The organism is Lentzea sp. NPDC058450 (assembly GCF_042721395.1).
GTDB lineage: Bacteria > Actinomycetota > Actinomycetes > Mycobacteriales > Pseudonocardiaceae > Lentzea.
Window position 1 is genome coordinate 58,919 of the sequence record NZ_JBHXLO010000002.1, and the last position, 25,433, is coordinate 84,351.

A 25,433-nucleotide genomic window follows, 5' to 3' on the forward strand; every position below is an offset into this window, starting at 1 on the left:
GTTTTCCGCTGTTATGAAAGACCGCATGACGCGTACAGCAGTGGTGACCGGCGGCGGCACGGGCATCGGCAAGGCAGTGGCGGCCCGGCTCGTGGAGCAGGGTCTCGACGTGGTGATCACCGGACGCCGGGAGGACGTCCTGAAGGCGGCGGCGGAGGAGATCGGCGCACGGGCGGTCGTGTTCGACGCGGCGGATCCCGACTCGGTGGAGGCGGCGCTGAGCGACCTGCCGTCCACTGTGGACGTCCTGGTGAACAACGCGGGCGGCAACATGACCCGGCGCCTGCCCGCGCCGGAGAACCTGGCCGACGTGAAGAACCTGTGGCTCGCGAACTACGAGTCCAACGTGGTCAGCGCCGTCCTCGTGACGACCGCGCTGCAACCGCGCCTGGCCGACAACGCCCGCGTGGTGACGCTCGGGTCGATCGCCGGACGGCGTGGCTCGGGTGCCTACGGCGCGGCCAAGTCGGCGGTCGAGGCGTGGACGGCGGACCTGGCGTTCGCCCTGGGAGGGCGGGGGATCACGGTCAACGTCGTGTCGCCCGGCGTCGTCGAGGACACCGAGTTCTTCGGCGGCACGTTGTCGGAGGAACGGCGCAAGAAGCTCGTCGGCAACCCGGCGAACGGCCGCGCGGGCACTCCCGCCGACGTCGCCGCGGCGATCACGTTCCTGACCTCGCCGGAGGCCGGGCACGTGACCGCCCAGGTCATCGGGGTGAACGGCGGAGCCGGGCTCGGACGCTGAACCCGATGACCGCGAGCAGCACGACCAGCAGCGCGATCCACGAGAACTCCGCGAGGTAGTGCTCGGCGGCCTCTCCGACGAAGTAGACCGCCGCCGTCGTGCCGCCGGCCCACGCAACGCCGCCCGCTGCGTTGGCCAGCAGGAACTTCCCGTAGTGCATGCCCATCGTGGCCGCGAGCGGACCCGACAGGATCCGCAGCAACGCCACGAACCGGCCGAAGAAGACAGCCCAGGCGCCGTACCTCTGGAACAGCGCCTGGGCCTTCTCGACCTTGTCCGCGCTGAAGTGGCTGGGGAACTTCTCGCCCGCCCAGCCGAAGATCCGCGCGCCGAACCGCTTGCCCAGCGCGTACCCGACGCTGTCGCCGATGATCGCCCCGGCCGACGCCGCGATGCCGACGTACAGGGGCGAGATGCCGTCGTGGTGCGACGCCATCAGCGCGGCCGCGACGAGCACGACCTCGCCCGGCAGCGGGATTCCCATGCTCTCGACCCCGACCACCAGGCCTACGACCACGTAGACCAGCAACGGCGGCACGGCGTGGAGCCACTCGGTCAGCACATCCGCGATCTTCCTCCAACCGGGCGGGAACGGCCACGAGACAGGGCCGTCTCGGTAGTGTGCTGATCATCCGTGGCTGAGGGGGCTGGTGTGGCGGGGTTCGGCTCACTGCTGCGGCAGTGGCGCCAGAGGGCGGGGCTGAGCCAGGAGGCGCTGGCCGGGCGTGCCGGTGTGGGTGTGCGCACGGTGCGTGGGCTGGAAACCGGTGAACGCGGCGATCCGCGGATCGGGACCGTGCGCGCGTTGGCCGACGCTCTGGAGCTTTCCGGTGCTGAACGCGCTGAGCTGTTCTCCGCTGCCGGGCGTGACGAGGCCGTTGTTCCTCCAGCTGTCCGGTTCGATCCGTTGCACGAGGCCGTCGAGACCTTGAAGGTCGCGGTCGAGGCCCGGTGGCGGCGGGAGGAGGAGCAGCGGCAGGTCCACGACCCCGTGCCGCTGCCGGTGCGGTGGGAGGCGGCGCCCTCCTCGTTGATGGACGGGTGGGTGAACGTCGGCGGCTCGGTGGACCTGGCCGGGAGCCTGGACCGGGTGGTCGAGGTGTACCGCTCGGTGGGGTCGCGGCGGCTGGTGGTGCTCGGGCGCGCCGGAGCCGGTAAGACGGTGCTGACCACGCGTTTCGTGCTGGACTTCGTGGCGCGGCGGGACGCTTCGGAGCCGGTGCCCGTGATCTTCCAGGTGGGTTCGTGGCAGCCCGAGGTCGTCGGGTTGCGGGACTGGCTGGCCGCGCAGCTGATCCGCGACCACCCGTTTCTCGCTGGTCCGGGGCCCAGCGGGACGCTGGCGTCGGCGCTGGTGGACTCGCAGCGGGTGTTGCCGGTGCTCGACGGCTTCGACGAGATCGCCGTCGGGTTGCACAGGTCGGCCTTGGTCGCGCTGAACACCACCACTCTGCCGTTGGTGCTCACCAGCCGTGTGGACGAGTACCGCGAGGCCGTGGCGGGCACCAAGGTGCTCACGTCGGCCGCCGCGGTCGTGCTGTCCGATCTGTCTGCTGACGACCTCGCGGACTACCTGCCGCGCACCACCCGGAAGACCGGTCCCGGCGGCAACGCGTGGAAGCCCGTCCTGGACGAGGTGCGCCGGGGCGGGCCGTTGGCGGAGGTGCTGACGACGCCGTTGATGGTGGCGCTGGCGCGGCGGATCTACAGCGACACCCCGGACCACGACCCGGCCGCGTTGCTGGAGTTCGTGGACGCCGAGTCTCTTGAACGCCACCTGCTCAGCAGCTTCATACCCGCTGTATACAAGGTGGATGCCGATCGTGTGCGGCCGTGGTTCGGTCATCTCGCGGACCACCTGACGCGGCTCGGCACGCACGACGTGGCGTGGTGGCGGTTCGGGACTTCGTCCTCGGTCACCGGGCTTGTCGTCGGGGCGGCCGTCGGTGTCGCGGACCTGGTGCTGGAGACGGCGCTGGTGGGAGCGCTGGGAGTCCGGGGGCTGCTGTTCGCGGTGATGATCGGGCTGGTCACCGGGGTGTTCTTCGGGGTGGCGCACCGGTTCGTGGTGGCGCGGACACCTCTGGAGCCGGTGCGGTCCCGGCTGCGGTTGCGGGGTCGCGCGGGGCGCCGGGTGTGGACGCGGGGCCTGCTCGGGCTCGCGTTCGGCGGTGCGATCGGGGCCGCGTACGGGGTGGTGCGCGCGATGGCGTTCTGGCTGGCCGTGCCCGGTGCCGTGATGACGTCGGGCGTGCTGGTGGACGTCGGCGTGTTCGGCCTGGTGTTCGGCCTCGGCGCCGGACTGGTGTTCGCCGTGGTCGCCGCGATGGAGGCACCCCTCGACGTGCGGTCGGCGGGCAGCCCGGGCGAGCTGCTGGCGGCGAACCGGCGCGCGGTGCTGGGGTTGGTGGCGGTGATGGTGCCGGTGTTCGCGGTGTTCGTGATGGGCGCGACCGGCGTCGTCGCCCAGGGCCTGACCGCGCTGCGGTTCGAGGTCGTGTGGAGCCCCACCACCGCGCTGGCGCTCGGTCTGGTCGGCGGCATCGGCGGCGGCGTGGCCTACGTGCTGAGCCTGACCGCGTGGGGCCAGTGGGTGGTGTTCGCCCGCGTCTGGCTACCGCTGACCGGCAAGCTGCCGTGGGGCCTGCCGGCGTTCCTCGACGACGCCTACCGCCGCGGCGTGCTCCGCCGGGCGGGCGCGGTCTACCAGTTCCGGCACGCCCGCCTGCAGGAGCACTTCGCCCGTTCCCGCTGATCAGACCCACCGGCCACGAACGGCCGGTCTGCTGGCCTGGCCCTTCGTTTGGCCCCGGTGTGATCGTTCGCCGGGGACGCACGAGGGAGGGAAACCAGGGGTGTCAGGCATCAACTGGGAGGCGTACAGCCACGCCGAGCTGCACCACATGCTCTGGCAGGACGCCGACGTGGCGGACGTGAGCACGGTCGCCGAGGACTGGACACGCCACCGTGCCGCACTGACCGCACACGCCGAGGTGCTCCGCGAACAGCGGACGGCACTGCTCGACGGGTGGACCGGCAGGGCGGCGGAGGAGGCCGCCGCACGGCTGGCGACGCTGGCCGAGCGGGTCGAGAAGATCAGCGAACTGGCCGGCGCGGGCCAGAAGGCGGCGCAGGACTCGGCGGACGCGCTGGCGGCGGCGAGAGCGGCGATGCCACCGCCGCCGGATCCGGCCTCGACGGTGCCGGCCTTCGCGGCACCGTTCACGCAGCCGCCCGCACCGACGGGCGCGCCGGTGGGGCCGCCGCCGGGGTCGCCGAGCGTGCCGGGGGTAGTGGCGCTGCCGAGCGCGCCTGCGGGGTGGGCGACGCCGGGTCGGGTCGAACCGGTGGGGACGCCGAGCGTGTCGGCGGTGCCGGGTGGGGCTGGGCCTTTCGCCTCGCCGGACGGTCCCGCGTTGTTCGGCTTGCCGGACGTGACCGCCCTGTCGGCGACGCCGGGTGGGGCCGCGCCGTTCGCGTTGCCGAGCGCGCCGGCACCCTTCGCGTTGCCGAGTGCTCCCGCGCCGTTGGCGTTGCCGGCCATGCCTGCGGGCGCCACGTCCGGGTTCTACTTCTACTTCGGGGCGGCGTCGGCCGACCAGCAGAAGGCCCAGGCCGTGCGCGCGATGCAGACCTACGAGTCGAGCCTCAACGGCAGCGGTCGCCTCATCGACGACGCCCGCGCCACCGCTCCGCAGGCCGCCGCGTCGCCGAGGGCGAGCGGCCCCGCGCCTGGGAACGCCGGCGTGACGCCGGTGCGGACGCCGAGTTCGGGCGGGGTGCCGTGGCAACGGCTCCTGAGCGGCGCCACGGGTGGTGCCGTGCCCGGTGCCGGGCCGGTGATGAGTGCCGGGCAGCAGGTCGTGCCGGGCATGCGTGCCGGGGTGATGGCCGTGCCGCACGGCGGGATCGCCGCCACCGGCACCGTGGGTGGTGAGGCCAAGGCCGCACCGGGCAACGCGATGGGCGGGCCCGCGGGCGGGGCGGCGCGCAAGGACGAGGAACAGCGGCACGAGAACCAGATGCCGACGCTCGACCACGACCTGTTCGCCGTCACCGAACGGGTGTCGCCCGCCGTCATCGGGGAGGAGCTGTGAACGGGTACGAGGTGTCGCCGGACCGGCTCGGCGATCGGGTGCGGACGCTCACCCGGCTTGCCGAGCTGACCGGGGAGCTGGTGGCCACGGCGGGGCGGTTGGCCGAGCGGCGGCCGTTGCTCGGGACCGCGCCGCCCGCGCAGGAGCTGTCGCGGCGGCTCACGGACGCCGGGGCCGGGATGGCGGGCGAGGTGAGCGCGGCCGAACGCGAGGTGCGGGAGTTCCGGCAGATGCTCGCGGACATCGGGGCGAACTACGCCGAGACCGATGCCGAGCAGGCCAGGCGGGCGCGGTGATCGCCTTCGACCTGGTCGAGATGGACCTGCTCGCCACCCATGCCGGGGTGCGGTGGCCGTTTCCGCTCACCGTGCCGTCGTTCGGCAAGGAAGCCGACGAACGCGCGCGGCTGCTCGCCGAGGCCGGGTACGGGTTGCAGGCCAGGGGACTGGCCGCCCCGCACGGGCCGGTCGGTGTGGCTGCGGAGCTCGTCACGGCGCTGCACGAGCACACGGCCGTGGTCGACCTCGTAGCGCCGGAAACCAAAGCGGTGGCGCTGGTCTACGGCGCCGACGCCGTGGTGTGCGCGCAGACGGAGGGCACGGTGCGGGTCGCGCACGTCGAGGCGGAGACGGTGGGGGACGAGCTCGCGGCGCTGGTGCCGCGGGCCAGGGCCGCTCAGGTGATGCCGGTGACGGTGCCGCCGGGGGCCGGGTACGAGCTGGAGGTCGTCGGTCACGGCCAGGCGGGCGTGGTCCGGGGCGGGAGGCGGCACGAGGTGTCGTGGTTGGACAGCATCAGCGGACGGGTCAGGGTCGACGTGGGCGAGGACGGCTGGGTCAGTGTCAACCCGTTGCGGCACAACGATCTGGTCCGCGCCATCGGTGAGCTCGCCGCAGCAGCGCGGGCCTGGGAGGGGGAGAAGTGAACTCGGAGCAGTGGCTGGCGGACTACCGCGAACGGCTCGAACGCGTCGCCTACAACGCGCGGGAAGCGAGCGCCAGCCTGAACGAGGCAGGGGCCAAGGCCACCTCACCACGCGGTGAGGTCACGGTGACGGTCAACGCGGGAGGCGTGCTCGGCGACGTCGCGCTGACACCCGCCGCGCGCAAGCTCGACGTCGACACGCTGGCGATGCTCATCGTCAGCACCGCCCGCGAGGCGCAACGGCTGGCGAGCGCGCGCATGACCGAGATCATGACGGACTACCTCGGCGACGGCGACGCGCTGCACCAGATCACGGCTCACGCGCCGGAGGCCGTGCGATGAGCCTCACCGCCGACCACGAACAGCTGCGCCGCCACGCCAGGACGCTGACCGGGTACGCGGACCAGCTCTCCGCCACAGGCACGGTGTTGCCCGACCAGCTGGGCCAAGCCTCGCTCGGTCAGTTCGCCCAGTTCCTCACGACCGGACTGAGCGGCCCGATGGGGGAGACGATGGGAGCGTTCGCGCACGCCGCGTCCACAATGGACAAGGTGGGTGAGGGCATGCGCCGCACCGCCGAGAACTACCAGCGCACCGACGAACGCAACGCCGAGGACGTCACGGGGGCGGGCCGATGACCACCACGGACGCGGGCACGATCGCCGCGCTGCTCACCGAGCTCCGCACCACCACGAACGCCATCGCGGCCGACGAGTGGCTCTCGGCCGACCTCGCCGCCACCCCGAAGGCGCCGATCACCGAGTTGGGCACCAACGGGAAACCGTTGCAGGCGTTGGACGGCGCGGGCGTCGGCTTCCTCACGCCGATGATCTCGTTCCTGGAGGAGCCGCTCGGGCAGCTCAGCGGCAACCCGGACGCCGTCCAGCAGGGCGCCGCGGAGTTCCAGAACGCCGGCAAGGCGGCCACCGCTCTCGCCGACGACTACGGCGCGAAGGCGGGCCAGGAGACCGACAGCTGGACCGGTGCGAGTGCCGACGACTACGCCAAGACCGGCAAGGAGCTGATCGACGGCGTGCTGTCGGTCGCCGAGACCGCCCTCACCAACGCCAGCGCGCTGATCAAGGCGGGCGAGGTGGTGGCGCAGGTCGTCGCCGAGGTGACGCGGCTGATCACCGAGGCGGTCGGCAAGATCGTGCCGATCATGACCCAGGCGCTCGCCGCGGCCGCCGCCACGTTCGGGCAGAGCGTCGCGGTGGCGATCCCGCAGTGCGTGCAGATCGCGGTGGAGTGCGGCGGGCAGATCGCCGCCAAGCTGGGGGAGCTGCTCGCCAGCGGAGAGAACCTGATCAAGCTGGTCGAGGGCGCCTCGGCCGTGCTGAAGATCGTGAAGCAGGCGATGTCGCTGATCGGGGACAAGGCGGAGAGCGGCTCGGCCCAGCTGCCGACGGCGAAGACCGCCTGAGACGGTTCGGGCCCTGCTCCCCAGGGCCCGAACCGCCGTGCTCAGCTGGTCAGGATCGCGCGGGCCAGCGCCGCGGTCTCGGACGGCGTCTTGCCGACCTTGATCCCCACCGCCTCCATCGCCTGCTTCTTGGCCTCCGCCGTCCCCGAGGAACCCGAGACGATCGCACCCGCGTGCCCCATCGTCTTGCCCTCCGGCGCGGTGAACCCGGCGACGTACCCGACGACCGGCTTGGACACGTTGTCCCGCACGAACTCCGCCGCGCGCTCCTCCGCGTCCCCGCCGATCTCCCCGATCATCACGATCAGCTCGGTCTCCGGGTCGGCCTCGAACGCCGCGATCGCGTCGATGTGCGTCGTGCCCACGATCGGGTCGCCGCCGATGCCGACGCACGTGGTGAAGCCGAAGTCCTTCAGCTCGTGCATCAGCTGGTACGTCAGCGTTCCCGACTTCGACACGAGCCCGATCGACCCGGGCTTGGTGATGTCGGACGGGATGATCCCGGCGTTCGCCTTGCCGGGGCTGATGATCCCCGGGCAGTTCGGGCCGATGATCCGCGTGGACTTGCCCTGGGCGTGCGCCCAGAAGCGGGCCGTGTCGTGGACCGGGACGCCTTCCGTGATCACCACGGCGAGCCCGATCCCCGCATCCACAGCCTCGATCACCGCGTCACCGGTGAACGCGGGCGGCACGAACAACACCGACACGTTGGCGCCGGTGGCCTCCATCGCTTCCGCGACCGTGCCGAACACCGGCAGCGTCACGTCGTCGAAGTCCACGGACGTGCCCGCCTTGCGCGCGTTCACACCGCCGACGACCTGGGTGCCGGCCGCGAGCATGCGACGGGTGTGCTTCGCACCCTCCGAGCCCGTCATGCCTTGGACGATCACACGGCTGTTCTCGTCGAGGAAGATCGCCATCAGGACTCCTTACCAGCGAGGGCGGCGGCACGGCCTGCCGCGTCGTCCATCGTGTGCGCCACGGTGATCAGCGGGTGTCGTGCCTCGTCGAGGATGCGGTGGCCCGCCTCGGCGTTGTTGCCGTCGAGCCTCACCACCAACGGCTTGTCGGCGCGGTCGCCGAGCATCCCCAGTGCCTGCACGATTCCGTTGGCCACCGCGTCGCACGCGGTGATGCCGCCGAACACGTTCACGAACACGCTGCGGACCGACGGGTCCGAGAGGATCACGTCGAGGCCGTCGGCCATCACCTGGGCCGACGCGCCGCCGCCGATGTCGAGGAAGTTCGCGGGCGCGGCTCCCGCCAGCGCCACGACGTCCAATGTGGACATGACGAGGCCGGCGCCGTTGCCGATGACACCGACGGTGCCGTCGAGCTTGACGTAGTTCAGCCCCTTCTCGGCGGCCCGCACCTCCAGCGGGTCACCGTGCACGTCGTCCGAGCTCCGAGAGTGCCGGAACGACGCGTTGTCGTCCAGCGTCACTTTCCCGTCCAACGCGACGATTCGCCCGTCCTTGGTGCGCGCCAACGGGTTCACCTCGACCAGGGTCGCGTCCTCCGAGACGAACACCTTCCACAATGCGGAAGCGACCTCGTTGACCTGTGCGGCGATCTCCGGCGGGAACACCGCCGATGCGTCGAAGGACGAAGCCGGCATCCGGGTGATGGAGTCCGCCATCTCCTCGATCTCCATGCCGCCCGTCGCCGACGTCATCCCGATGAACGTCCTGTTGGCACGGTCGAGCAGGAACGACAGGTAGTACTCCTCGGCGATCTCGCTCGCCTCGGTGATGAGCACCTTGTGCACGGTGTGGCCCTTGATGTCCATCCCCAGGATGGCCGTGGCCGCGTCGAAAGCTTCGTCGGGCGTCGAAGCGAGCTTGATGCCGCCGGCCTTGCCGCGCCCGCCGGTCTTCACCTGTGCCTTCACGACGACAGTGCCGCCGAGCTTCGTGGCTGCCTCGCGCGCGGATTCAGGAGTGTCCGCCACGAAACCACGCGGAACGGGCACCCCGTACCGCTCGAAGAGGTCCCGCGCCTCGTGTTCGAAAAGATCCACCGTCTACGTCCTCTCGCCGAAAACTTGCGGCCATCTATGGACATCCGGTTGGTAGCGGAGTAACGATATGCCTACCTCATACGGTATGCAATCTACAGTCGAAGCGCCAAGGGGAGCTGATCGCCGATGACGAGTTCCGCGGAGCCGGAGTCGATTCCTGAGTCCATCTCTGGTGGCCACCTGGTGGCGAAGGCACTCAAAGCTGAGGGCGTCGACACCATCTTCACGCTGTGCGGCGGGCACATCATCGACATCTACGACGGCTGCGTGGACGAGGGCATCGCCGTCATCGACGTCCGGCACGAACAGGTCGCGGCGCACGCGGCCGACGGGTACGCCCGCATCACCGGCAAGCCCGGTTGTGCCGTCGTCACCGCGGGGCCGGGCACCACCGACGCCGTCACGGGTGTCGCCAACGCCTTCCGCGCGGAGAGCCCGATGCTGCTGATCGGCGGCCAGGGCGCGCTGAGCCAGCACAAGATGGGCTCACTGCAGGACCTCCCGCACGTCGACATGATGACGCCGATCACCAAGTTCGCGGCGAACGTCCCGCACACCGCCCGCATCGCGGACATGGTGTCGATGGCGTTCCGCGAGGCCAACGCGGGCGCGCCGGGTCCCTCGTTCCTGGAGATCCCGCGCGACGTCCTGGACGCCAAGGTGCCGACGAGCACCGCACGAGTACCGGAGGCCGGTCACTACCGCGCCTCCACCCGCAGCCTCGGCGACCCGGCGGACGTCGAGAGGCTCGCGGACCTGCTGGTGAACGCCAAGAAGCCCGCGATCCTGCTGGGCAGCCAGGTGTGGACGACGCGCGCCACGGACTCGGCCATCGAGCTCGTGCGCACGCTCAACATCCCCGCCTACATGAACGGCGCGGGTCGCGGCACCCTCCCGCCCGGCGACCCGCACCACTTCCAGCTGTCGCGCCGCTACGCCTTCGACAACGCCGACGTCATCGTCATCGTCGGCACCCCGTTCGACTTCCGGATGGGGTACGGCCGCAGGCTCTCCGCGAACGCGACGGTCGTCCAGATCGACCTCGACTACCGCACCGTCGGCAAGAACCGCGACGTCGACCTCGGCATCGTCGGTGACGCCGACCTGGTCCTGTCCGCCGTCACGCAGGCCGCCTCCGGCCGCGAGGACAACGGCGCGATGGGCCGCAAGGTGTGGCTGGAGGAGCTCCAGGCGGTCGAGGAGAAGGCCCGGCAGAAGCGCGCGGAGCACCTGCTCTCCGACGACCTGCCGATCCACCCTTACCGGCTGGTGAGCGAGATCAACGACTTCCTTACCGAGGACTCGATCTACATCGGCGACGGCGGCGACATCGTCACCTTCTCCGGCCAGGTGATCCAGCCGAAGTCGCCCGGCCACTGGATGGACCCCGGTCCACTCGGGACGCTCGGCGTCGGCATCCCGTTCGTGCTGGCCGCGAAACTGGCCAGGCCGGACAAGGAGGTCGTCGCCCTGTTCGGCGACGGCGCGTTCAGCCTCACCGGCTGGGACTTCGAGACGCTGGTCCGCTACGACCTGCCGTTCGTCGGCATCGTCGGCAACAACTCGTCGATGAACCAGATCCGCTACGGCCAGGCGGCCAAGTACGGGCTGGAACGCGAGCGCGTCGGCAACACGCTCGGCGACGTCAAGTACGACCAGTTCGCCAAGATGCTCGGCGGCTACGGCGAGGAAGTGCGCGACCCCAAGGACATCGGGCCTGCCCTGCGGCGCGCCCGGGAGTCCGGCAAGCCCTCGCTGATCAACGTGTGGATCGACCCCGACGTGTACGCGCCCGGAACCATGAACCAGACGATGTACAAGTAGGTGAGCTGAGATGGCCAAGGCCCTGGAGGGCGTCAAAGTCCTCGACATGACGCACGTGCAGTCCGGACCGTCGTCGACCCAGCTGCTCGCCTGGCTGGGCGCGGACGTCATCAAGCTGGAGACCCCCGGCAAGGGGGACATCACCCGTGGCCAGCTGCGGGATCTGCCCAAAGTGGACAGTCTCTACTTCACGATGCTCAACTGCAACAAGCGGAGCATCACCCTCAACATGAAGGCCCCTGAAGGCAAAGAGGTCTTCGAGAAGCTCATCGGCGACGTCGACATCCTCGTCGAGAACTTCGGTCCCGGCGTGGTCGAGCGGTTCGGCTACCCGTGGGAGAAGCTGCAGGAGCTCAACGACAGGCTCATCTACGCGTCGATCAAGGGCTTCGGGCCCGGCCGGTACGCCGACTTCAAGGCGTACGAGGTGATCGCGCAGGCCATGGGCGGCTCGATGAGCACCACCGGGTTCGAGGAGGGTCCGCCGCTCGCCACGGGCGCGCAGATCGGCGACTCGGGCACCGGCATCCACCTGGTGGCCGCGATCCTGGCCGCGCTGTACCAACGAACCCACTCCGGACGCGGTCAGCGCGTCCAGGTCGCGATGCAGGACGCCGTCCTGAACCTGTGCCGGGTGAAGCTGCGCGATCAGCAACGCCTCACCCACGGGCCGCTGGGGGAGTACCCGAACGAGCAGTTCGGGGACGAGGTGCCCCGCTCCGGCAACGCATCCGGTGGTGGCCAGCCCGGCTGGGCGGTGCGCTGTGCCCCCGGCGGCCCCAACGACTACATCTACGTGATCATCCAGCCCGTCGGCTGGGCCCCGCTGACCGAGCTGATCGGCAGGCCGGAGCTCGCCGAGGACCCGGCCTGGGCCACGCCCGAGGTCCGGCTCTCCAAGCTGGACAAGGCGTTCGCGCTGATCGAGGAGTGGACGGAGAAGCACACCAAGTGGGAGGTGATGGACAAGCTCAACGCCCACAACATCCCGTGCGGACCCATCCTGTCCACCAAGGAGATCATCGAGGACGAGACGCTCGCCGAACTGGGCACCGTGGTCGAGGTCGAGCACCCCGAGCGCGGCACGTTCAAGACGGTCGGCAACCCGCTCAAGCTCTCGGACAACGACGTGACGGTGCAGCGACCGCCGTTGCTCGGTGAGCACAACGACGAGGTTCTCGGAGCACTCGGCTACAGCGCGGACCGTCTCGCGGGACTGCGCGCCGCCGGCGTCATCTAATCCTTAAGGGAGAAGAAACCCATGCCGGACAACGGCTACGACCGCGCCGCGGTCGAGAACGTACTCGCGAAGGTGCGGGCCGAGGGACGGTCGTCCCTCTCCGCGCCGGAGGGCAAGCGGGTCTGCGACGCCTACGGGATCGCGACCCCGGCCGAGGCGCTGGCGAAGTCGTCGGAGGGCGCCGTCGCGTTCGCCGAGGAGATCGGCTACCCGGTCGTGCTGAAGATCGTCTCACCGGACATCCTGCACAAGACCGAGGCCGGTGGCGTGCTGGTGGGCCTCAAGAACGCGGCCGAGGTCGCCGAGGGCTACCGCACGATCATCCACAACGCCGGGACCTACAAGGCGGACGCCGACATCACCGGCGTCCAGGTCCAGCAGCAACTCCCGACCGGCAACGAGGTCCACGAGGTCATCGTGGGCGCCACCACCGACGAGACGTTCGGCAAGATCGTCGCGTTCGGCCTCGGCGGCATCCTCGTGGAGGTGCTGAAGGACGTCACGTTCCGGCTGGCGCCCGCCAGCGCCGAGGAAGCGCTCTCCATGGTGAACGGCATCGCGGCCGCCGAGATCCTCCAGGGCGTCCGCGGTGCCGCGGGGGTCGACGCGGGCAAGCTCGCCGACCTCATCCACCGCGTGTCGGACCTGGTGTCCGACTTCCCGCAGCTCGCCGAGGTCGACCTCAACCCCGTGCTGGCGACGCCGGCGGGTGCCACCGCCGTCGACGTCCGCATCCTGGTGGACGAGAACGCCGCCAAGGAGCCGGTCCGGTTCACCCAGGACGAGATCCTCGCCTCGATGAACCGGATCATGAAGCCGTCCGCGATCGCCGTGATCGGTGCCTCGAACGAAGAGGGCAAGATCGGCAACTCGGTGATGAAGAACCTCGTCAACGGCGGCTACGGGGGCACGATCTACCCGATCAACCCCAAAGCGGACGAGATCCTCGACATCAAGGCGTTTGCCAGCATCGCCGACGTGCCAGGGGACGTCGACGTCGCGGTGTTCGCCATCCCGGCCAAGTTCGTGCCCGCCGCCCTCGAAGAGGTCGGCAAGAAGGGCGTCGGCGGCGCGATCATGATCCCGTCCGGCTTCGGCGAGACCGGGAACATCGAGCTGCAGAACGAGATCGTGGAGATCGCGCGCAAGCACGGTGTCCGCATCCTCGGCCCGAACATCTACGGCTACTACTACACGCCGGAGAACCTCTCAGCGACGTTCTGCACGCCGTACGACGTCAAGGGCGGCGTCGCCCTCACGTCGCAGAGCGGCGGAATCGGCATGGCGATCCTCGGATTCAGCCGTTCCGCGGGCATGGGCGTCTCGTCCATCGTGGGTGTGGGCAACAAGGCCGACATCGACGAGGACGACCTGCTGACGTTCTTCGAGTCGGACCCGAACACCCAGCTCGTCGCGATGCACCTGGAAGACCTGAAAGACGGTCGTTCCTTCGCGGAAACGGCGAAACGCGTCTCGGAAAAGAAACCGGTCGTCGTGCTGAAGGCGGGCCGGACCGACCAGGGTGCCAAGGCCGCGAGCTCGCACACCGGCGCACTCGCCGGCAACGACCGCGTCTACGACGACATCCTGAAGCAGAGCGGCGTGATCCGCGCACCCGGCCTGAACGACCTGCTGGAGTACGCGCGCGGCATCCCGCTGCTCGCCACGCCGAAGGGCGAGAACGTCGTCATCATCACCGGCGCGGGCGGCTCGGGCGTGCTGCTCTCGGACGCCTGCGTGGACAACGGTCTCAGCCTGATGAGCATCCCGGACGACCTGGACGCGGCGTTCCGGAAGTTCATCCCGCCCTTCGGCGCGGCGGGCAACCCCGTCGACATCACCGGCGGGGAACCGCCCTCGACGTACCGGAACACGATCGCGCTCGGTCTCGCCGACGAGCGGATCCACTCGTTGATCCTGGGCTACTGGCACACCATCGTCACGCCGCCGATGGTGTTCGCGAAGCTCGTGGTCGATGTGGTGGAGGAGTACCGGGCGAACGGCATCCACAAGCCCGTCGTCGCCTCCCTTGCGGGCGACGTGCAGGTGGAGGAGGCCAGCGAGTACCTGTACCGGAACGGAGTGGTTGCGTATCCGTACACAACGGAGAAGCCTGTCGCAGTACTGGGTGCCAAATACCGCTGGGCTCGTGCTGCCGGCTTGCTGTAGTTAAGTCGTGGATGGTCGTGGTCTTGGGAGAGATCACGACCATCTCGGCCTTGCAAGGAGAGATGGCCCGTCCGCGACCGTGACACGCCCACGGTCGCGAACCCGCCAGGGAGGTCAACGAAGACAGCCGGTCCTCTGGAGGTTGTTAACCGTGGATGATCCAAATCTGGCAGCCCGGACGGAAACCAGTTCGCCTCCTGAGAAGGAGCGCACCTGGGCCGCGGGCAAGCTGGAAGCGATGCCCATCAGGAAACTCCCCGACGCACCACCGTCGATCCACCTGCTCGGTCCCACGGTGTTCCTGGTGGCGCTCGGCGTGGGCATGGGCGAGTCCTACATGTGGCCACGACTGGTGCTGGTCTTCGGACCGGACATCAGGTGGCTCTTCCTGGTCGGCGTGACGCTGCAGGCCGTCGTCATGCTCGAGATGGCGCGGTACGCGATGGCGACGGGGGAGAGCATCTTCTTCGGCGCCGCACGCGTGTTCAAACCGATCATGTGGTTCTTCTTCGTGGTCGCGATACTCGTCTACATCTGGCCAGGTCACCTGTCGGCCGGTGCGGCGGCGCTGGAAAAGATCACCGGCATACCGTGGACGGTCTCGGCGTGCGTGGGACTGATCCTGGTCGGGGTGCTGTTCAGCCTCGCCAAGGTCATCTACAACCTGCTGGAGAACCTGCTGTCCATCCTCATCGGACTGCTGGTCGTCAGCACGGCCGTGGTGGCGGCGATGGTCGGCACGTGGGGCGACCTGACCAGCACGATCAGCGGCATGTTCCAGTTCGGGTTCTTCCCGGCACAGGCCATGTCGCCGGAGTGGTTCCCGATCATCGTCGGCTCGATCGCGTTCGCCGGCCCGTCCGGCATGCAGCAGATGTGGTACACGCTGCACCTGCGCGACAGCGGTGCCGGCATGGGCGCGCACATTCCGAAGCTCCGCGGGTTGCGGCACGCGGGTGAGGAAGAGCAGATGCCCAGCCGGGGCTTCATGTTCGACACCGACGACAAGGACGAGCTCGCGAAGTGGAAGGGCTGGCGGCGCTGGGTCACGTTCGACGCGCTGTTGCTCTTCTGGGGCATCACGATGCTCGTCACGGTCTCCTTCACGGTCCTCGCGCAGTCGGCGTCGCGGACGTCCCCGGACGTCAAGGCGCTCATCGAGTCCGGTGAACGCGAGGCCGCTCTCAACGCGATGTCGGACGCGTTCGCCTCGGCGGGCGGACCGGTGCTCGGCGCGGTGTTCCTCGGGTTCATCGCGTTGATCGGCCTGAACGCCACGCTCGGCCTGTTCGACTCGTTCTCCCGCGGTCAGGCGGACATGACGTACCACTTCGTGAAGGGTGCGAAGAAGTTCCGCATGTCGCACCTGTACGCGGGGTTCCTCTGGGGTGTCATCACCTTCGGCATCCTGATCCTGCTGTTCGGACCCGCCGACGGGCCGGGCGCGATCCTCGACGTGCTCGCGTTCCTGTCGACGTTCGCCATGGGCGCCTACTGCGTGGTGCTCCTGCTGGTGAACAACCGGATGTTGCCCAAACCCATTCGCCCCAAGCTGGTCACGAACCTGATCATCGGCTTCGGGGCGTTGTTCTACCTGGGCATGCTGTTCTTCAGTCTCATCAAGTTCGGCGTGGTGGTGGGCTGAGATGCAGATCCGCGAAGGGTTTCTGAAAGAGGCGGTCCCCGGCGCGTTCGTCGGGCTGGCCGCAGGGCTCATCGCGGGAGGGCTGGCCGCGCTCGTCGGCCAGCCGCTCGGCTGGGCTCTCGTGACGACGGTGGCGCTCGGCCTGCCGCTGGGCGCGTTCGGTGGCGTCTTCGGTCTGCTGACGGCCTCGGGCCGGCTGCCGGCCGGACGGTTCGCTCCCGTGGCGTTGTACTGGCTGGTGGCGTTCCCGCTGGCCAGGCTGATCCACGAGACGACCGTGAGCCTCGTGCTCACGGGACAGGTCCGCATGCCCGCGGATCTGGCCGGTTTCCTCGCCTACCAAGGGATTGTGAGCTTCGGCTGGGCCATCGGTTTCCTGTGGCTGCACGAACGCATCGCGGCGCGGCTGCGTGCGCAGGCCACCGCCTCCCGCTGACCTCCCCTTCCGCCGAAGGAGCCACGGATGTTGGATCTTCCTGTCTGGGTGTGGATCGCGACGATGGGCGGTATCGCCGCCATCATCGCGTTCGACTTCTACCTCGTCGTCCGCAAACCGCACGAGCCGTCGTTCCGCGAATCCCTGTACTGGGTGCTCTTCTACGTCGGCCTGGCCATCGTCTTCGGACTCGGCGTCACGATCTTCGCCGGACCCGGCCACGGTGGCGAGTTCTTCGCCGGCTGGATCACCGAGTACTCGCTGAGCGTCGACAACCTGTTCGTGTTCGTCATCATCATGGCCCGGTTCGCGGTGCCACGTGAGTACCGCCAGAAGGTGCTGATCGTCGGCATCATCCTGGCTCTGTTGCTGCGAGCCGTGTTCATCGCCGCCGGAGCACAGGCGATCGCACGGTTCGACTGGCTGTTCTACTTCTTCGGCGCGTTCCTCATCTTCACCGCGTGGAAGCTGTTGAAGCAGGACGAGGCCGAGGAGGCCGACGTCAAGGAGAACGCCGCGTTGCGCGCGGTGAAGAGGTTCCTGCCGGCCACGACGGTGTACCACGGCGCCTCGCTCACGACGCGCATCGACGGAAAGCGCGTCGTGACACCGATGCTGATCGTCATGGTCGCGGTGGGCACGACCGACCTGTTGTTCGCGGTGGACTCCATCCCGGCGATCTTCGGACTCACCAAGGAGCCGTACCTGGTGCTGACCGCCAACGCGTTCGCGTTGATGGGCCTGCGCCAGCTCTTCTTCCTGGTGGGTGGTCTCCTGGACCGCCTGGTGCACCTGAGCAAGGGCCTCGCGGTGGTGCTCGCGTTCATCGGGTTCAAGCTCATCTTCGAGGCGATGCACCACCACGGTGTCTCGTGGGCCCCGGAGATCCCGATCGTGGTGTCCCTCGGGGTCATCATCGTGACGCTCGCCGTCACGACGGTGTGGAGCCTGCACACCTCACGCCGGGCAGCCCAGTCCGCCGTGGAGGATGCCGAGAGTGCGCGCAGGAGCGAGGAAGACGCTCCTGTGAAGGACTCTCAGCCGTGAATCGTGTGGCCTTCGGCGTCCTTGCGGAGCGTCTTGGCCACAGCCGCCTGGGCCTCGGCGTCCTTGCGCTGCTCCGTCAGCGCGGTGGACAGTCCGAGGCCCAGCGCGCGGCCGTCCGCGGAAGCGCCGTTGCGCGGCTCGGTGAGCGAACGCGCGAAGTTCTTGAAGCGGGACATGGTCTTCCTCCTGACGATGGTGGTTCCCGGGGCGCGCAAGTGCCCGGAAGGCACTGTGGCACGGGAGGAGCAGGGGTGCGGCCGGGGTCTGATCCACCGGACACCCATCGCTCGGGTACCCGGTGGGAAACCTCTTGCGGGTCTCCGTTGACCCCGCCCCTGATGCGATTCAGCATACTGCGTTTTGTATGCAATCGCCCGTCATCGTGTCGCGGATCACCCGTACGGTACCAAATGACCGATTTGGGTGATCCGAGAGTGATCGCTCAGTCGCTTTCGGTAGAACTTTCGGACGTCTTGCGGTCGTGGTACGTCTGGCGGGTCTGCTCGGCGTGGTCGTGCATGACCTCGCCGGCCCGTTCCGCGTCGCCCGCGGCGATGGCCGCGACCAGCTCGGCGTGCTCGTTCCACGAGTCACGGCTGCGCGGGCGGGCGATCGGGGTGTAGTACCAGCGCACCCGGCGGTCGACCAGCCCGATCATCTCGGACAGGACCTTGTTGCGGCCGATCGCCGCGACGGCCGCGTGCAGGTCGGCGTTCGCCTTGACCAGGCGCTCGACGTTCGCGGCCACCAGGGCCTCCTCGCCCGCCTTCTGCAGCTTCCTGAGAAGCTTCACGTCGGCGGCGGTCGCGTGCTCGGCGGCGAGCTTCGCCGAGTACGTCTCCAGCACGCTGCGCACGGCGAGCAGCTGGTCGGCTTCTTCTTCGGTCGGGGTGTGGACGAACGCGCCCTGGGCGGGCCGCAGGTCGACCCAGCCGTCGGTCTGGAGTCGTTGCAGCGCCTCGCGCACGGGCTGCCTGCTCACGCCCAGGTACTCGGCGAGCTCGGCCTCGACCAGGTGCTGGCCGGGGGCGAGGGTGCGGTTGACGATGAGTTCCAGCAAGGCGTCGTAGACGGCTTGTCGCAGCGGTGCGGGCCGTTCGACCCTGCGGGTCGCGGCGGCGCTGAGTGAGCCGCGCGGTGCCCGGCGGCCACTGGGCAAAGAGGTCATGTCCGACAGACTACAGCTTTTCGTATGCAAAAAGCACTTAGTGGAGCGACGCGAAACGTGGGCGGCGCATCCACGCTCAGCAGGGTCCGTCGCGGCACCGCCCCCACGCCCCCGTACCACCAGTACGAGGACGTGGGGGCGGCACCCCGACGCACCCGTCTGACCGCGGATCCGCCGGCAACGTTTCGAGTCGCGCCACTAGAAGAACAGTCGGGTCGTACGTATACTGTATGCAATCTTGCCGTGGGGCAGAGCGGGGCGTGCTATGAAGATCGCTGTTCTCGGAGCCGGGGCGATCGGTGCCTACGTCGGTGCGGCGTTGCACCGGGCCGGCGTGGAGGTCCACCTGATCGCGCGAGGTGCCCATCTGGCCGCAATGCGCGAGCACGGCGTGCGGGTGCTCAGTCCGCGCGGTGATTTCACCGCGCGTCCACATGCGACCGACGATCCCGCCGAGGTGGGCGAGGTCGACTACGTGTTCCTCGGTCTGAAGGCGTACTCCTACGCGTCGTCAGGCGATCTGCTGGCCCCGTTGATGGGGCAGGACACCGCTGTGATCGCGGCGCAGAACGGGATTCCGTGGTGGTACTTCCACGGCATGACCGGGCATCCCCTGGAGGGGCACCGGATCGAGGCCGTGGACCCCAGTGGGTCCGTCACCGCCGTGCTGCCCATGGAACGGGCGATCGGCTGCGTCGTCTACTGCTCGACGGAGATCGAGTCGCCCGGTGTCATCCGGCACCTGGAAGGAACCCGGTTCTCGATCGGCGAACCGGACCGCAGCATCTCCCCGCGGTGCGTCGCGCTGAGCGAGGCGATGATCGCGGGCGGGCTGAAGTGCCCGGTGGAGAAGGACGTCCGCGAGGACATCTGGATCAAGCTCATGGGCAACGTCGCGTTCAACCCGCTGAGCGCGCTGACTCGCGCGACCATGGTGGAGATCTGCGAGCACGACGACAGCCGCGACCTGGTGGCGCAGATGATGGCGGAGACCCTGACCATCGCGCGGGCCGCGGGCTGCGACCCGCAGATCTCGATCGACAAGCGCATCGACGGCGCCCGCCGGGTCGGGCACCACAAGACGTCGATGCTGCAGGACCTGGAGGCGGGCAAGCGCCTGGAGCACGACGCGATCATCGCCGCGGTGGTGGAGATCGCCGAGCTCACCCGCGTGCCGGCGCCGACGCTGCGGCACGTCTACGCGGCGATCGACCTGCTCTCCCGCACGTCGCTGGTGTCCTGAGTTGTTGCTGCGACAGCTGGAGTACCTGGTCGCCCTGGCCCGTGAACGCCACTTCGCGCGAGCCGCCGCGGCCTGTCACGTGTCCCAGCCGTCGTTGTCGGCGGCGATCAGCAAGCTCGAACGCGAGCTCGGGGTGCCGATCGTGTCCCGGGGCCGCCGGTTCGAGTCGCTGACGCCGGAGGGGGAACGGGTCCTGCTGTGGGCGCACCGCATGCTCGCCGACCGCGACGCGCTGCGGCAGGACCTGTCCCGCATGAGGGAGTCGCTGTCGGGAATCCTCCGGATCGGGGCGATCCCGACAGCGCTTCCGACCGCGCCGCTGCTGACGACCCCGTTCTGCGAGCGCTACCCGCACGTCCGCGTGACGCTGGAGTCGTTGTCCTCGCAGGAGATCACCCGCGGGCTCGAGGAGTTCGAGCTCGACCTCGGCATGACCTACGTGGACAGTTCGGTGCGGGCGATGCCGTTGTACGAGGAGCGGTACGTCCTGCTGACGCCCGCCGACGAGGAGATCGCCGAACGCCCGGTGGCGCGGTGGGCGGACGTGGCCGCGCTGCCGTTGTGCCTGCTGACGTCCAAGATGCGCAACCGCCGGATCCTGGACGGGGTGTTCGCCGACAACGGCGTGCAGCCCGTGCCGGTGATCGAGGCCGACACCGTGGCGACGTTGTGGGCGCACGTGGCGACGCGCAAGTGGTCGAGCGTGATCGCGCACGCGTGGTTGCAGATGTTCGGCACGCCCGAAGGCATGCGGGTGGTGCGCATCGAGGATCCCCAGCGGGTGCCGCAGATCGGGCTCGTCGTGGGGGACCAGGAACCGGTGTCGATGCTGGCGCGGGCGATGCTCGGGCTCACCCGCGGCCTCGACGTGCGCGGGGAGCTGGACCGCCTGCTGCACAAGCACCTGGACCGCAGGGACCTGTGACAGAGCGGTGAAAACGGGGACCGGAGCGTCACCCACCGGTCCCCGTCCCCCCTTCCCCCAGGTCTGCGCTGCCTCGGTTTTCCCGGCCGGGAGGTGTGCAGTCGCGCTAGTGCGGTGACCCGGCCTGGACCACCTCCCCCGAGGCGTCGGCCCCCAGTGCGGATCCGGTGAACAGCGGTGCCGCCGTGCTGACGGCGGCAAGCATCCTTCCCAGCATGGAATCCCCCTCCATTTGCCTCAGTTCATGAGGCAGCCCACCGCAGTAAACTGAGATGTCCAGCCGCTGTCAACTGGTGTGGGGCCGAGAGGGCACTTTCGTGTCACGGGAGTTCATGAGCTGATCGGTAGGATGCCTCCATGTCAGAAGACGAAGGCGTGCTCGCGTCGCGGGTCGACCACCTGTTCCGCACGGTGCGGGCGGACGACGGCGGCGAGTACACCTTCGAGGAGGTCGCCGAGGCGATCAGGGCCAAGGGCGGCCCCACGATCTCCGCCACCTACCTGTGGCAGCTGCGCAAGGGCGTGCGCGACAACCCCACGAAGCGGCACGTCGAGGCGTTGGCGGGCTTCTTCGGGGTGCCGCCCGCGTACTTCTTCGACGACGACGAGGCGGCCCGCATCGACGCCGAGCTGTCGCTGCTCACCGCGTTGCGCGACGCGCCGGTGCGGCGGCTCGCCCTGCGAGCGCGTGGACTCTCGGACAAGAGCCTCGCCACCATCGCCGAGATGGTGGAACGGGTGCGGGAGCTCGAAGGCCTGCCTCAGGAGGACGGCTCGAAGTGAGCGCGCGGAGGCTGAGAAAGCTCCTGCGCGGCCTGGACGTCCCGGTCCCGTTCGACGTGAGGTCGTTCGCGGACCGCATCTCCGCGCGCCGCGGCCGGCCGATCCACCTGCTGCCCGTCGCCGGGCTCACCGGCGTGTGCGGCCTGTGGATCGCCACCGACGCCGCCGACATGATCTTCTTCGAGGAGGAGACCGCGCCGTTCCACCAGGAGCACATCGTGCTGCACGAGCTGAGCCACGTGCTGTGCGACCACTACCCGGCGTCGGCGAGTCTCACCGAGCTCGCGGAGCTCCTGCTGCCCAGCCTCGACCCGGCGCTGGTGCGGCGCGTGCTCGGCCGCGCGGGGTACTCGACGGAGGAGGAGCAGGAGGCGGAGCTGCTCGCCACCATGATCCGCCAGCGCGTGCACACGGGCACCACGCTGGCCGACCGCCTCCGCGACACGTTCGACGGCTTCCATGGGTGAGCTGCTGCTGCGGTACGTGCCGCCCGCCGCCGCGTGGCTGATGGCGCTGGGCTGGCGCGGCGGCCAGGACGCGATCCGCCGGCTGTTCCTGGGGCTCGCCGTGTCGCTGACCGTGCTCACCCCGGCGGGACAGCAGCTGCTGGAACGCCTGACCGGGCTGGGCACGCTGTCGCGGTTGCTCGGGCACGCGGGCATGGTGCTCGTCGCGTGGTCGGCGCACGACCTGCTGGCGCACCTCAACGGGTTGCGGCGCAGCCGGTGGAGCACGTGGTGGACGGCGGGCATGTTCGGCGTGATGTGCCTGTGCTTCGCGCTGGCGCCGAGCCTGCTGCCGCAGGCGCCGTGGGTGCTCGAGTACTGGACGGCGTACCTGCTGACGCTGACGCCCGCGTTCGGCAACGTGATCCGGCTCGGGCTGCGCTACGCCCGCACCACGTCCGACCGCGCGCTGCGGCTCGGGCTGCGGCTGATCGCGACGGGCGCGGCGATGGCGTTGGTGTACCTCGTGAACCGGGTCGTGCGCGTCGGGGCGAGCCGGTTCGAGTACTCCTACCAGCTGGGCTGGAGCTTCTGGATGAGCGCGGTGCTGCCCAACGCCGCCCACGTCGTGGTGCTGGTCGGCGCCGCGCTGCCCGCCGTCGCTGCCTGGCGGCGCCGGCACCGGCAGTACGTCCGGCTCGCCCCGCTCTGGCGGGCGCTCGCCGACGCGGACCCGCGGATCGCGCTCAACCCGCGCGTCGGCTGGTGGAACATGCGGATGCGGCTGTACCGGCGGGTGATCGAGATCCGCGACGGCCTGCTGGACCTCCAGCCGTGCCGCGACGCCGACGTGGCCGCCGCCGCACGGGCTCTCGCGGCGAGCCCGGCGGAGGTCGAGGCCGCGGTCGTCGCCACCGCCATCGCGGCGCGCGGGGTGCCGCCGGCGAGGGTCGAACCCGGTGCGGGCGCACCGGATCTGGACGGCGACACCGCGTTCCTGTGCGAGGTGTCGGACGCCTTCTCCCGCTTGGGTGCCCGTCGCGCGCTGTGACCGATCTGCTTCAATTTCCCCGAGCCTGTTGGCGGGCGCGATTCTGGGGGAATCAGATGAACACGAGGATTTGTGCTGCCGTCGTGGCGTTCGTCGCGCTGACGGCCGGGTGCACCGCCGAACCCGCGGCCGCGCCGCAGACGTCCACCCCGAGCACCACGACGACGGCGGCACCGACGCCCGCCGAGCTGAACGAGCGGGCCAAGGCGGCGATCGCACCACCGGACGCCTTCGCCGCGCGCGGCGGTCAGGTCAAGACGAACACGCCGGCGACCGATGCCGAGATCGGTGACCCGAGCCAGGCCGTGGCCCTGTACTGCGGGGGCAGCCAGATCCACGCGGACGGCGTCTCGGTCGCCCGGTCACGGCTCTGGACGGGGCGGACGACGGTCTTCCAGCAGGTCCACGCCATGGCCGACCGCCCGGCGGCCGTGCTGGTGAAGAGGCTGGAGACCGGGCTCGCCGCCTGCGCGAGCACCCGGAGCGTCGAGCAGCTCACGACGATCGCCAAGCCGGAGGGCGTGGACGACTTCTACGCGTACTGCGAGGCCACGCTCGACCAGACCGTGGCCCCGTTCGCCTGCTACGCCTACCTGGGCCGCGGCACGCTCATCTCCGAAGTGATCATGTTCGGCCAGACCAAGGCGGAGGCCGGCGCCGAGCTGGCGTCCGTGCTGCCGGCCTTCGTCCCGTCGTTCGCCAAGGCGTGAGACCCCGGCCGGGGTCTCACGCGCCGAGGAACTCCAGCGCCTGCTCGACGAACAGCTCGTGGTGCTGGAACAACGCGCCGTGGCCCGCGTCCGGGTAGATGCTCAGCCGGGCGTTCGGCAGGTGGTGCGCGAGGGTGAACGAGCTGATCGTCGGCGTCATGACGTCGTTGTCCCCGTTGACGACCAGCACCGGCTGCCGGACGTGCGCGAGTCCGTCGGGCGACCCCTGCTCCCACTTGGCGAGCGCGGTCGCCTGGGCGCCGATGGTCTCGTTCGTGACCTCGGCGTCGCGGTCCTCGACCCGTTCGTTCAACCGGGCGAGGAACCGGTCGGCGGCCTGCTGGCTCGTCGTGGTGGGGGAGAAGAACAGCAGGTGCTTGGGGTGCTTGCCCTCCGCCGCCGACTGCTGCAACGCGCTCTGCAGCAGAGCCAGCGCGTTGCCCGCGCCCGCGTCCCCGGCCGGTGAGGTGCCGGCGAGGACGATCCTGCGCACCAGCGCGGGTTCCTTCTCCGCGAGCACCTGCGCGATCATGCCGCCCATCGACACGCCGAGCAGGTCCACCTCGGCGAATCCCAGTGCCCGCACGAACTTCGCGACGTCGTCGGCCATCGCCTCGACGCTGTCCGGTGTCGTGCCACCCGATCGGCCCACGCCGCGCAGGTCGACCAGCACGACCCGGTGCCGCGCGGCCAGGCCGTCCACGACCGCCGGGTCCCAGTCGTCGAGCACCGCCGTGAAGTGGTGCAGGAACACCAGCGGCACCCCTTCCTGCGGGCCGGCCTCGCGGTAGGCGAACGGCGTGCCGTCCACGTCGACGGTGCGCGTGACAGCGGTGTTTGCGCTCATGGTCCCCTCACGGACGAATAGAATAACGATCGCTATGTAACGAGCGTTATCGTATGATCATGGCCCCGGTGGAAGTCAAGTGGGGAGTTTCTGGGTGCGGTACGCGAAGGAGCACAAGGAGCAGGCCAGGGCGGCGATCCTGGCGGCGGCGTCGCGTCCGTTGAAGGAGAAGGGCTTCCACGGCGTGGGCGTCGACGCGCTCGCCGCCGCGGCCGACGTCACCTCCGGCGCGATCTACTCCCACTTCGGCAGCAAGGAAGGCCTGCTGGAACAGGTGATCCGGGAGTACGTCAGCCCCGAGTTCGAGTCGCTCCGCGTCGAGGACCGGGACGAGCGTCGTCGCAGGCTCGTCGAGCTCCTCGGCACGTACCTGAGCGACGAGCACTGCCAGGACGTCGCCGGCGGCTGCGTGCTGGCGGCGCTGACGGTGGACGTGGCGCGGGCGAGCGACGCGGTGCGCGAGGTCTACCAGTTGCAGATCTCCAAGATGGTCGCGCTGATGGTGCCCGCCATGCCCGGCGACGAGGAGGAGCGCAGGCAACGGGCGTGGGCGCTCGTGGCGTCGCTCATCGGGGCGGTGTCGGTGGCGCGGGCGCTGCCGGCGGGGGTGCACCGCGACGCCGTCCTGCAGGCCACGCTGCGGTCGATCGAGGACTCGATCCGCTGAGGTGCGAGCCCTGTCCATCAGGG

General features: G+C 69.7%; 27 protein-coding genes. 21 read left to right on the forward strand and 6 right to left on the reverse strand.

The annotated features are described in order from the left end of the window. Positions 1–25 precede the first annotated feature (25 nt). The gene (locus ACFWNN_RS04555) at positions 26–745 is read left to right on the forward strand and encodes an SDR family NAD(P)-dependent oxidoreductase (RefSeq protein WP_382438465.1); all 720 of its coding nucleotides are present in this window, start codon (positions 26–28) and stop codon (positions 743–745) included. On the opposite strand, the gene ACFWNN_RS04560 is transcribed toward ACFWNN_RS04555, so the two are convergent. After that, on the reverse strand, positions 708–1,307 hold the full coding sequence (locus ACFWNN_RS04560) for a DedA family protein (protein WP_382438466.1): 600 nt from the start codon (positions 1,305–1,307) through the stop codon (positions 708–710). The two genes, ACFWNN_RS04555 and ACFWNN_RS04560, sit on opposite strands and share 38 nt — an antisense overlap. A 72-nt stretch (positions 1,308–1,379) precedes the next feature. On the opposite strand from ACFWNN_RS04560, the gene ACFWNN_RS04565 reads away from it, so the two are divergent. The 7 genes from ACFWNN_RS04565 to ACFWNN_RS04595 all read left to right on the forward strand — a co-directional run bounded on the left by ACFWNN_RS04565 (position 1,380) and on the right by ACFWNN_RS04595 (position 7,189). Beyond that, positions 1,380–3,500 carry an NACHT domain-containing protein gene (locus tag ACFWNN_RS04565; protein ID WP_382438467.1) on the forward strand — a complete coding sequence of 707 codons (2,121 nt, stop codon included), beginning with the start codon at positions 1,380–1,382 and terminating at the stop codon, positions 3,498–3,500. 100 nt (positions 3,501–3,600) lie between these two features. Further along, a complete protein-coding gene (locus ACFWNN_RS04570) occupies positions 3,601–4,842 on the forward strand; it encodes a hypothetical protein (RefSeq protein ID WP_382438468.1) in 1,242 nt (413 codons plus the stop codon). Continuing rightward, positions 4,839–5,138: a hypothetical protein gene (locus tag ACFWNN_RS04575; RefSeq protein ID WP_382438469.1), complete on the forward strand. Its 300-nt coding sequence runs from the start codon at positions 4,839–4,841 to the stop codon at positions 5,136–5,138. Before ACFWNN_RS04570 ends, ACFWNN_RS04575 begins: the two co-directional genes overlap by 4 nt. Further along, positions 5,135–5,767 carry an ESX secretion-associated protein EspG gene (locus tag ACFWNN_RS04580; RefSeq protein WP_382438470.1) on the forward strand — a complete coding sequence of 211 codons (633 nt, stop codon included), beginning with the start codon at positions 5,135–5,137 and terminating at the stop codon, positions 5,765–5,767. The genes ACFWNN_RS04575 and ACFWNN_RS04580 overlap by 4 nt, the downstream gene beginning before the upstream one ends. After that, positions 5,764–6,108 carry a YbaB/EbfC family nucleoid-associated protein gene (locus ACFWNN_RS04585; protein ID WP_382438471.1) on the forward strand — a complete coding sequence of 115 codons (345 nt, stop codon included), beginning with the start codon at positions 5,764–5,766 and terminating at the stop codon, positions 6,106–6,108. Before ACFWNN_RS04580 ends, ACFWNN_RS04585 begins: the two co-directional genes overlap by 4 nt. After that, positions 6,105–6,404 (forward strand): type VII secretion target, encoded by a 300-nt coding sequence (locus ACFWNN_RS04590; RefSeq protein WP_382438472.1) that lies wholly within the window; start codon positions 6,105–6,107, stop codon positions 6,402–6,404. The genes ACFWNN_RS04585 and ACFWNN_RS04590 overlap by 4 nt, the downstream gene beginning before the upstream one ends. Further along, positions 6,401–7,189: a hypothetical protein gene (locus ACFWNN_RS04595; protein ID WP_382438473.1), complete on the forward strand. Its 789-nt coding sequence runs from the start codon at positions 6,401–6,403 to the stop codon at positions 7,187–7,189. Before ACFWNN_RS04590 ends, ACFWNN_RS04595 begins: the two co-directional genes overlap by 4 nt. A 41-nt stretch (positions 7,190–7,230) precedes the next feature. On the opposite strand, the gene sucD is transcribed toward ACFWNN_RS04595, so the two are convergent. Continuing rightward, a complete protein-coding gene (gene sucD / locus ACFWNN_RS04600) occupies positions 7,231–8,109 on the reverse strand; it encodes a succinate--CoA ligase subunit alpha (protein ID WP_382438474.1) in 879 nt (292 codons plus the stop codon). Beyond that, complete coding sequence (gene sucC, locus ACFWNN_RS04605) at positions 8,109–9,209, reverse strand: ADP-forming succinate--CoA ligase subunit beta (RefSeq protein WP_382438475.1); 1,101 nt, start codon at positions 9,207–9,209, stop codon at positions 8,109–8,111. The genes sucD and sucC overlap by 1 nt, the downstream gene beginning before the upstream one ends. 126 nt (positions 9,210–9,335) lie before the next feature. On the opposite strand from sucC, the gene ACFWNN_RS04610 reads away from it, so the two are divergent. The 6 genes from ACFWNN_RS04610 to ACFWNN_RS04635 all read left to right on the forward strand — a co-directional run bounded on the left by ACFWNN_RS04610 (position 9,336) and on the right by ACFWNN_RS04635 (position 17,570). Next, complete coding sequence (locus ACFWNN_RS04610; RefSeq protein WP_382438476.1) at positions 9,336–11,033, forward strand: thiamine pyrophosphate-binding protein; 1,698 nt, start codon at positions 9,336–9,338, stop codon at positions 11,031–11,033. Positions 11,034–11,043: 10 nt separating this feature from the next. Beyond that, on the forward strand, positions 11,044–12,273 hold the full coding sequence (frc, locus tag ACFWNN_RS04615; RefSeq protein WP_382438477.1) for a formyl-CoA transferase: 1,230 nt from the start codon (positions 11,044–11,046) through the stop codon (positions 12,271–12,273). Between the two features lie 21 nt (positions 12,274–12,294). After that, positions 12,295–14,442 (forward strand): acetate--CoA ligase family protein, encoded by a 2,148-nt coding sequence (locus ACFWNN_RS04620; protein WP_382438478.1) that lies wholly within the window; start codon positions 12,295–12,297, stop codon positions 14,440–14,442. Between the two features lie 238 nt (positions 14,443–14,680). Continuing rightward, complete coding sequence (locus tag ACFWNN_RS04625) at positions 14,681–16,087, forward strand: Nramp family divalent metal transporter (RefSeq protein ID WP_382438479.1); 1,407 nt, start codon at positions 14,681–14,683, stop codon at positions 16,085–16,087. 1 nt (position 16,088) lies between these two features. After that, positions 16,089–16,523 (forward strand): hypothetical protein, encoded by a 435-nt coding sequence (locus ACFWNN_RS04630; protein WP_382438480.1) that lies wholly within the window; start codon positions 16,089–16,091, stop codon positions 16,521–16,523. Between the two features lie 30 nt (positions 16,524–16,553). Beyond that, positions 16,554–17,570: a TerC family protein gene (locus tag ACFWNN_RS04635; protein WP_382438791.1), complete on the forward strand. Its 1,017-nt coding sequence runs from the start codon at positions 16,554–16,556 to the stop codon at positions 17,568–17,570. Here ACFWNN_RS04635 and ACFWNN_RS04640 read toward each other — a convergent pair. Both ACFWNN_RS04640 and ACFWNN_RS04645 read right to left on the reverse strand, forming a co-directional pair. Then, positions 17,561–17,746 (reverse strand): hypothetical protein, encoded by a 186-nt coding sequence (locus ACFWNN_RS04640; protein WP_382438481.1) that lies wholly within the window; start codon positions 17,744–17,746, stop codon positions 17,561–17,563. The two genes, ACFWNN_RS04635 and ACFWNN_RS04640, sit on opposite strands and share 10 nt — an antisense overlap. A gap of 266 nt (positions 17,747–18,012) precedes the next feature. Beyond that, a complete protein-coding gene (locus tag ACFWNN_RS04645; protein ID WP_382438482.1) occupies positions 18,013–18,738 on the reverse strand; it encodes a GntR family transcriptional regulator in 726 nt (241 codons plus the stop codon). Between the two features lie 265 nt (positions 18,739–19,003). Here ACFWNN_RS04645 and ACFWNN_RS04650 point away from each other — a divergent pair, with 265 nt between their 5' ends. From ACFWNN_RS04650 to ACFWNN_RS04675, 6 genes are all read left to right on the forward strand, one after another. Next, positions 19,004–19,981 (forward strand): 2-dehydropantoate 2-reductase, encoded by a 978-nt coding sequence (locus tag ACFWNN_RS04650; protein ID WP_382438483.1) that lies wholly within the window; start codon positions 19,004–19,006, stop codon positions 19,979–19,981. 4 nt (positions 19,982–19,985) lie between these two features. Then, positions 19,986–20,906 carry a LysR family transcriptional regulator gene (locus ACFWNN_RS04655; protein WP_382438484.1) on the forward strand — a complete coding sequence of 307 codons (921 nt, stop codon included), beginning with the start codon at positions 19,986–19,988 and terminating at the stop codon, positions 20,904–20,906. Positions 20,907–21,263: 357 nt separating this feature from the next. Further along, a complete protein-coding gene (locus ACFWNN_RS04660) occupies positions 21,264–21,689 on the forward strand; it encodes a helix-turn-helix domain-containing protein (protein WP_382438485.1) in 426 nt (141 codons plus the stop codon). After that, entirely contained in the window at positions 21,686–22,156 is a 471-nt protein-coding gene (locus ACFWNN_RS04665; protein ID WP_382438486.1) for a hypothetical protein, read from the forward strand. The genes ACFWNN_RS04660 and ACFWNN_RS04665 overlap by 4 nt, the downstream gene beginning before the upstream one ends. Further along, the gene (locus tag ACFWNN_RS04670; protein ID WP_382438487.1) at positions 22,149–23,186 is read left to right on the forward strand and encodes an MAB_1171c family putative transporter; all 1,038 of its coding nucleotides are present in this window, start codon (positions 22,149–22,151) and stop codon (positions 23,184–23,186) included. Before ACFWNN_RS04665 ends, ACFWNN_RS04670 begins: the two co-directional genes overlap by 8 nt. A gap of 56 nt (positions 23,187–23,242) precedes the next feature. Further along, entirely contained in the window at positions 23,243–23,896 is a 654-nt protein-coding gene (locus ACFWNN_RS04675; protein WP_382438488.1) for a hypothetical protein, read from the forward strand. 16 nt (positions 23,897–23,912) lie between these two features. On the opposite strand, the gene ACFWNN_RS04680 is transcribed toward ACFWNN_RS04675, so the two are convergent. Beyond that, positions 23,913–24,743 carry an alpha/beta fold hydrolase gene (locus ACFWNN_RS04680; RefSeq protein WP_382438489.1) on the reverse strand — a complete coding sequence of 277 codons (831 nt, stop codon included), beginning with the start codon at positions 24,741–24,743 and terminating at the stop codon, positions 23,913–23,915. Positions 24,744–24,822: 79 nt separating this feature from the next. Between ACFWNN_RS04680 and ACFWNN_RS04685 the strand changes: the two genes are divergently transcribed. Then, the gene (locus ACFWNN_RS04685; protein ID WP_382438490.1) at positions 24,823–25,410 is read left to right on the forward strand and encodes a TetR/AcrR family transcriptional regulator; all 588 of its coding nucleotides are present in this window, start codon (positions 24,823–24,825) and stop codon (positions 25,408–25,410) included. The last annotated feature ends 23 nt before the right edge of the window (positions 25,411–25,433 follow it).

Coding starts and splice junctions, on each gene's coding strand:
- ACFWNN_RS04555 (WP_382438465.1), top strand. CDS start 26: ATGACGCGTACAGCAGTGGTGACCGGCGGCGGCACGGGCATCGGCAAG.
- ACFWNN_RS04590 (WP_382438472.1), top strand. CDS start 6,105: ATGAGCCTCACCGCCGACCACGAACAGCTGCGCCGCCACGCCAGGACG.
- ACFWNN_RS04595 (WP_382438473.1), top strand. CDS start 6,401: ATGACCACCACGGACGCGGGCACGATCGCCGCGCTGCTCACCGAGCTC.
- sucD (WP_382438474.1), bottom strand. CDS start 8,109: ATGGCGATCTTCCTCGACGAGAACAGCCGTGTGATCGTCCAAGGCATG.
- ACFWNN_RS04610 (WP_382438476.1), top strand. CDS start 9,336: ATGACGAGTTCCGCGGAGCCGGAGTCGATTCCTGAGTCCATCTCTGGT.
- frc (WP_382438477.1), top strand. CDS start 11,044: ATGGCCAAGGCCCTGGAGGGCGTCAAAGTCCTCGACATGACGCACGTG.
- ACFWNN_RS04620 (WP_382438478.1), top strand. CDS start 12,295: ATGCCGGACAACGGCTACGACCGCGCCGCGGTCGAGAACGTACTCGCG.
- ACFWNN_RS04625 (WP_382438479.1), top strand. CDS start 14,681: ATGCCCATCAGGAAACTCCCCGACGCACCACCGTCGATCCACCTGCTC.
- ACFWNN_RS04630 (WP_382438480.1), top strand. CDS start 16,089: ATGCAGATCCGCGAAGGGTTTCTGAAAGAGGCGGTCCCCGGCGCGTTC.
- ACFWNN_RS04640 (WP_382438481.1), bottom strand. CDS start 17,746: ATGTCCCGCTTCAAGAACTTCGCGCGTTCGCTCACCGAGCCGCGCAAC.
- ACFWNN_RS04645 (WP_382438482.1), bottom strand. CDS start 18,738: ATGACCTCTTTGCCCAGTGGCCGCCGGGCACCGCGCGGCTCACTCAGC.
- ACFWNN_RS04650 (WP_382438483.1), top strand. CDS start 19,004: ATGAAGATCGCTGTTCTCGGAGCCGGGGCGATCGGTGCCTACGTCGGT.
- ACFWNN_RS04660 (WP_382438485.1), top strand. CDS start 21,264: ATGTCAGAAGACGAAGGCGTGCTCGCGTCGCGGGTCGACCACCTGTTC.
- ACFWNN_RS04670 (WP_382438487.1), top strand. CDS start 22,149: ATGGGTGAGCTGCTGCTGCGGTACGTGCCGCCCGCCGCCGCGTGGCTG.
- ACFWNN_RS04675 (WP_382438488.1), top strand. CDS start 23,243: ATGAACACGAGGATTTGTGCTGCCGTCGTGGCGTTCGTCGCGCTGACG.
- ACFWNN_RS04680 (WP_382438489.1), bottom strand. CDS start 24,743: ATGAGCGCAAACACCGCTGTCACGCGCACCGTCGACGTGGACGGCACG.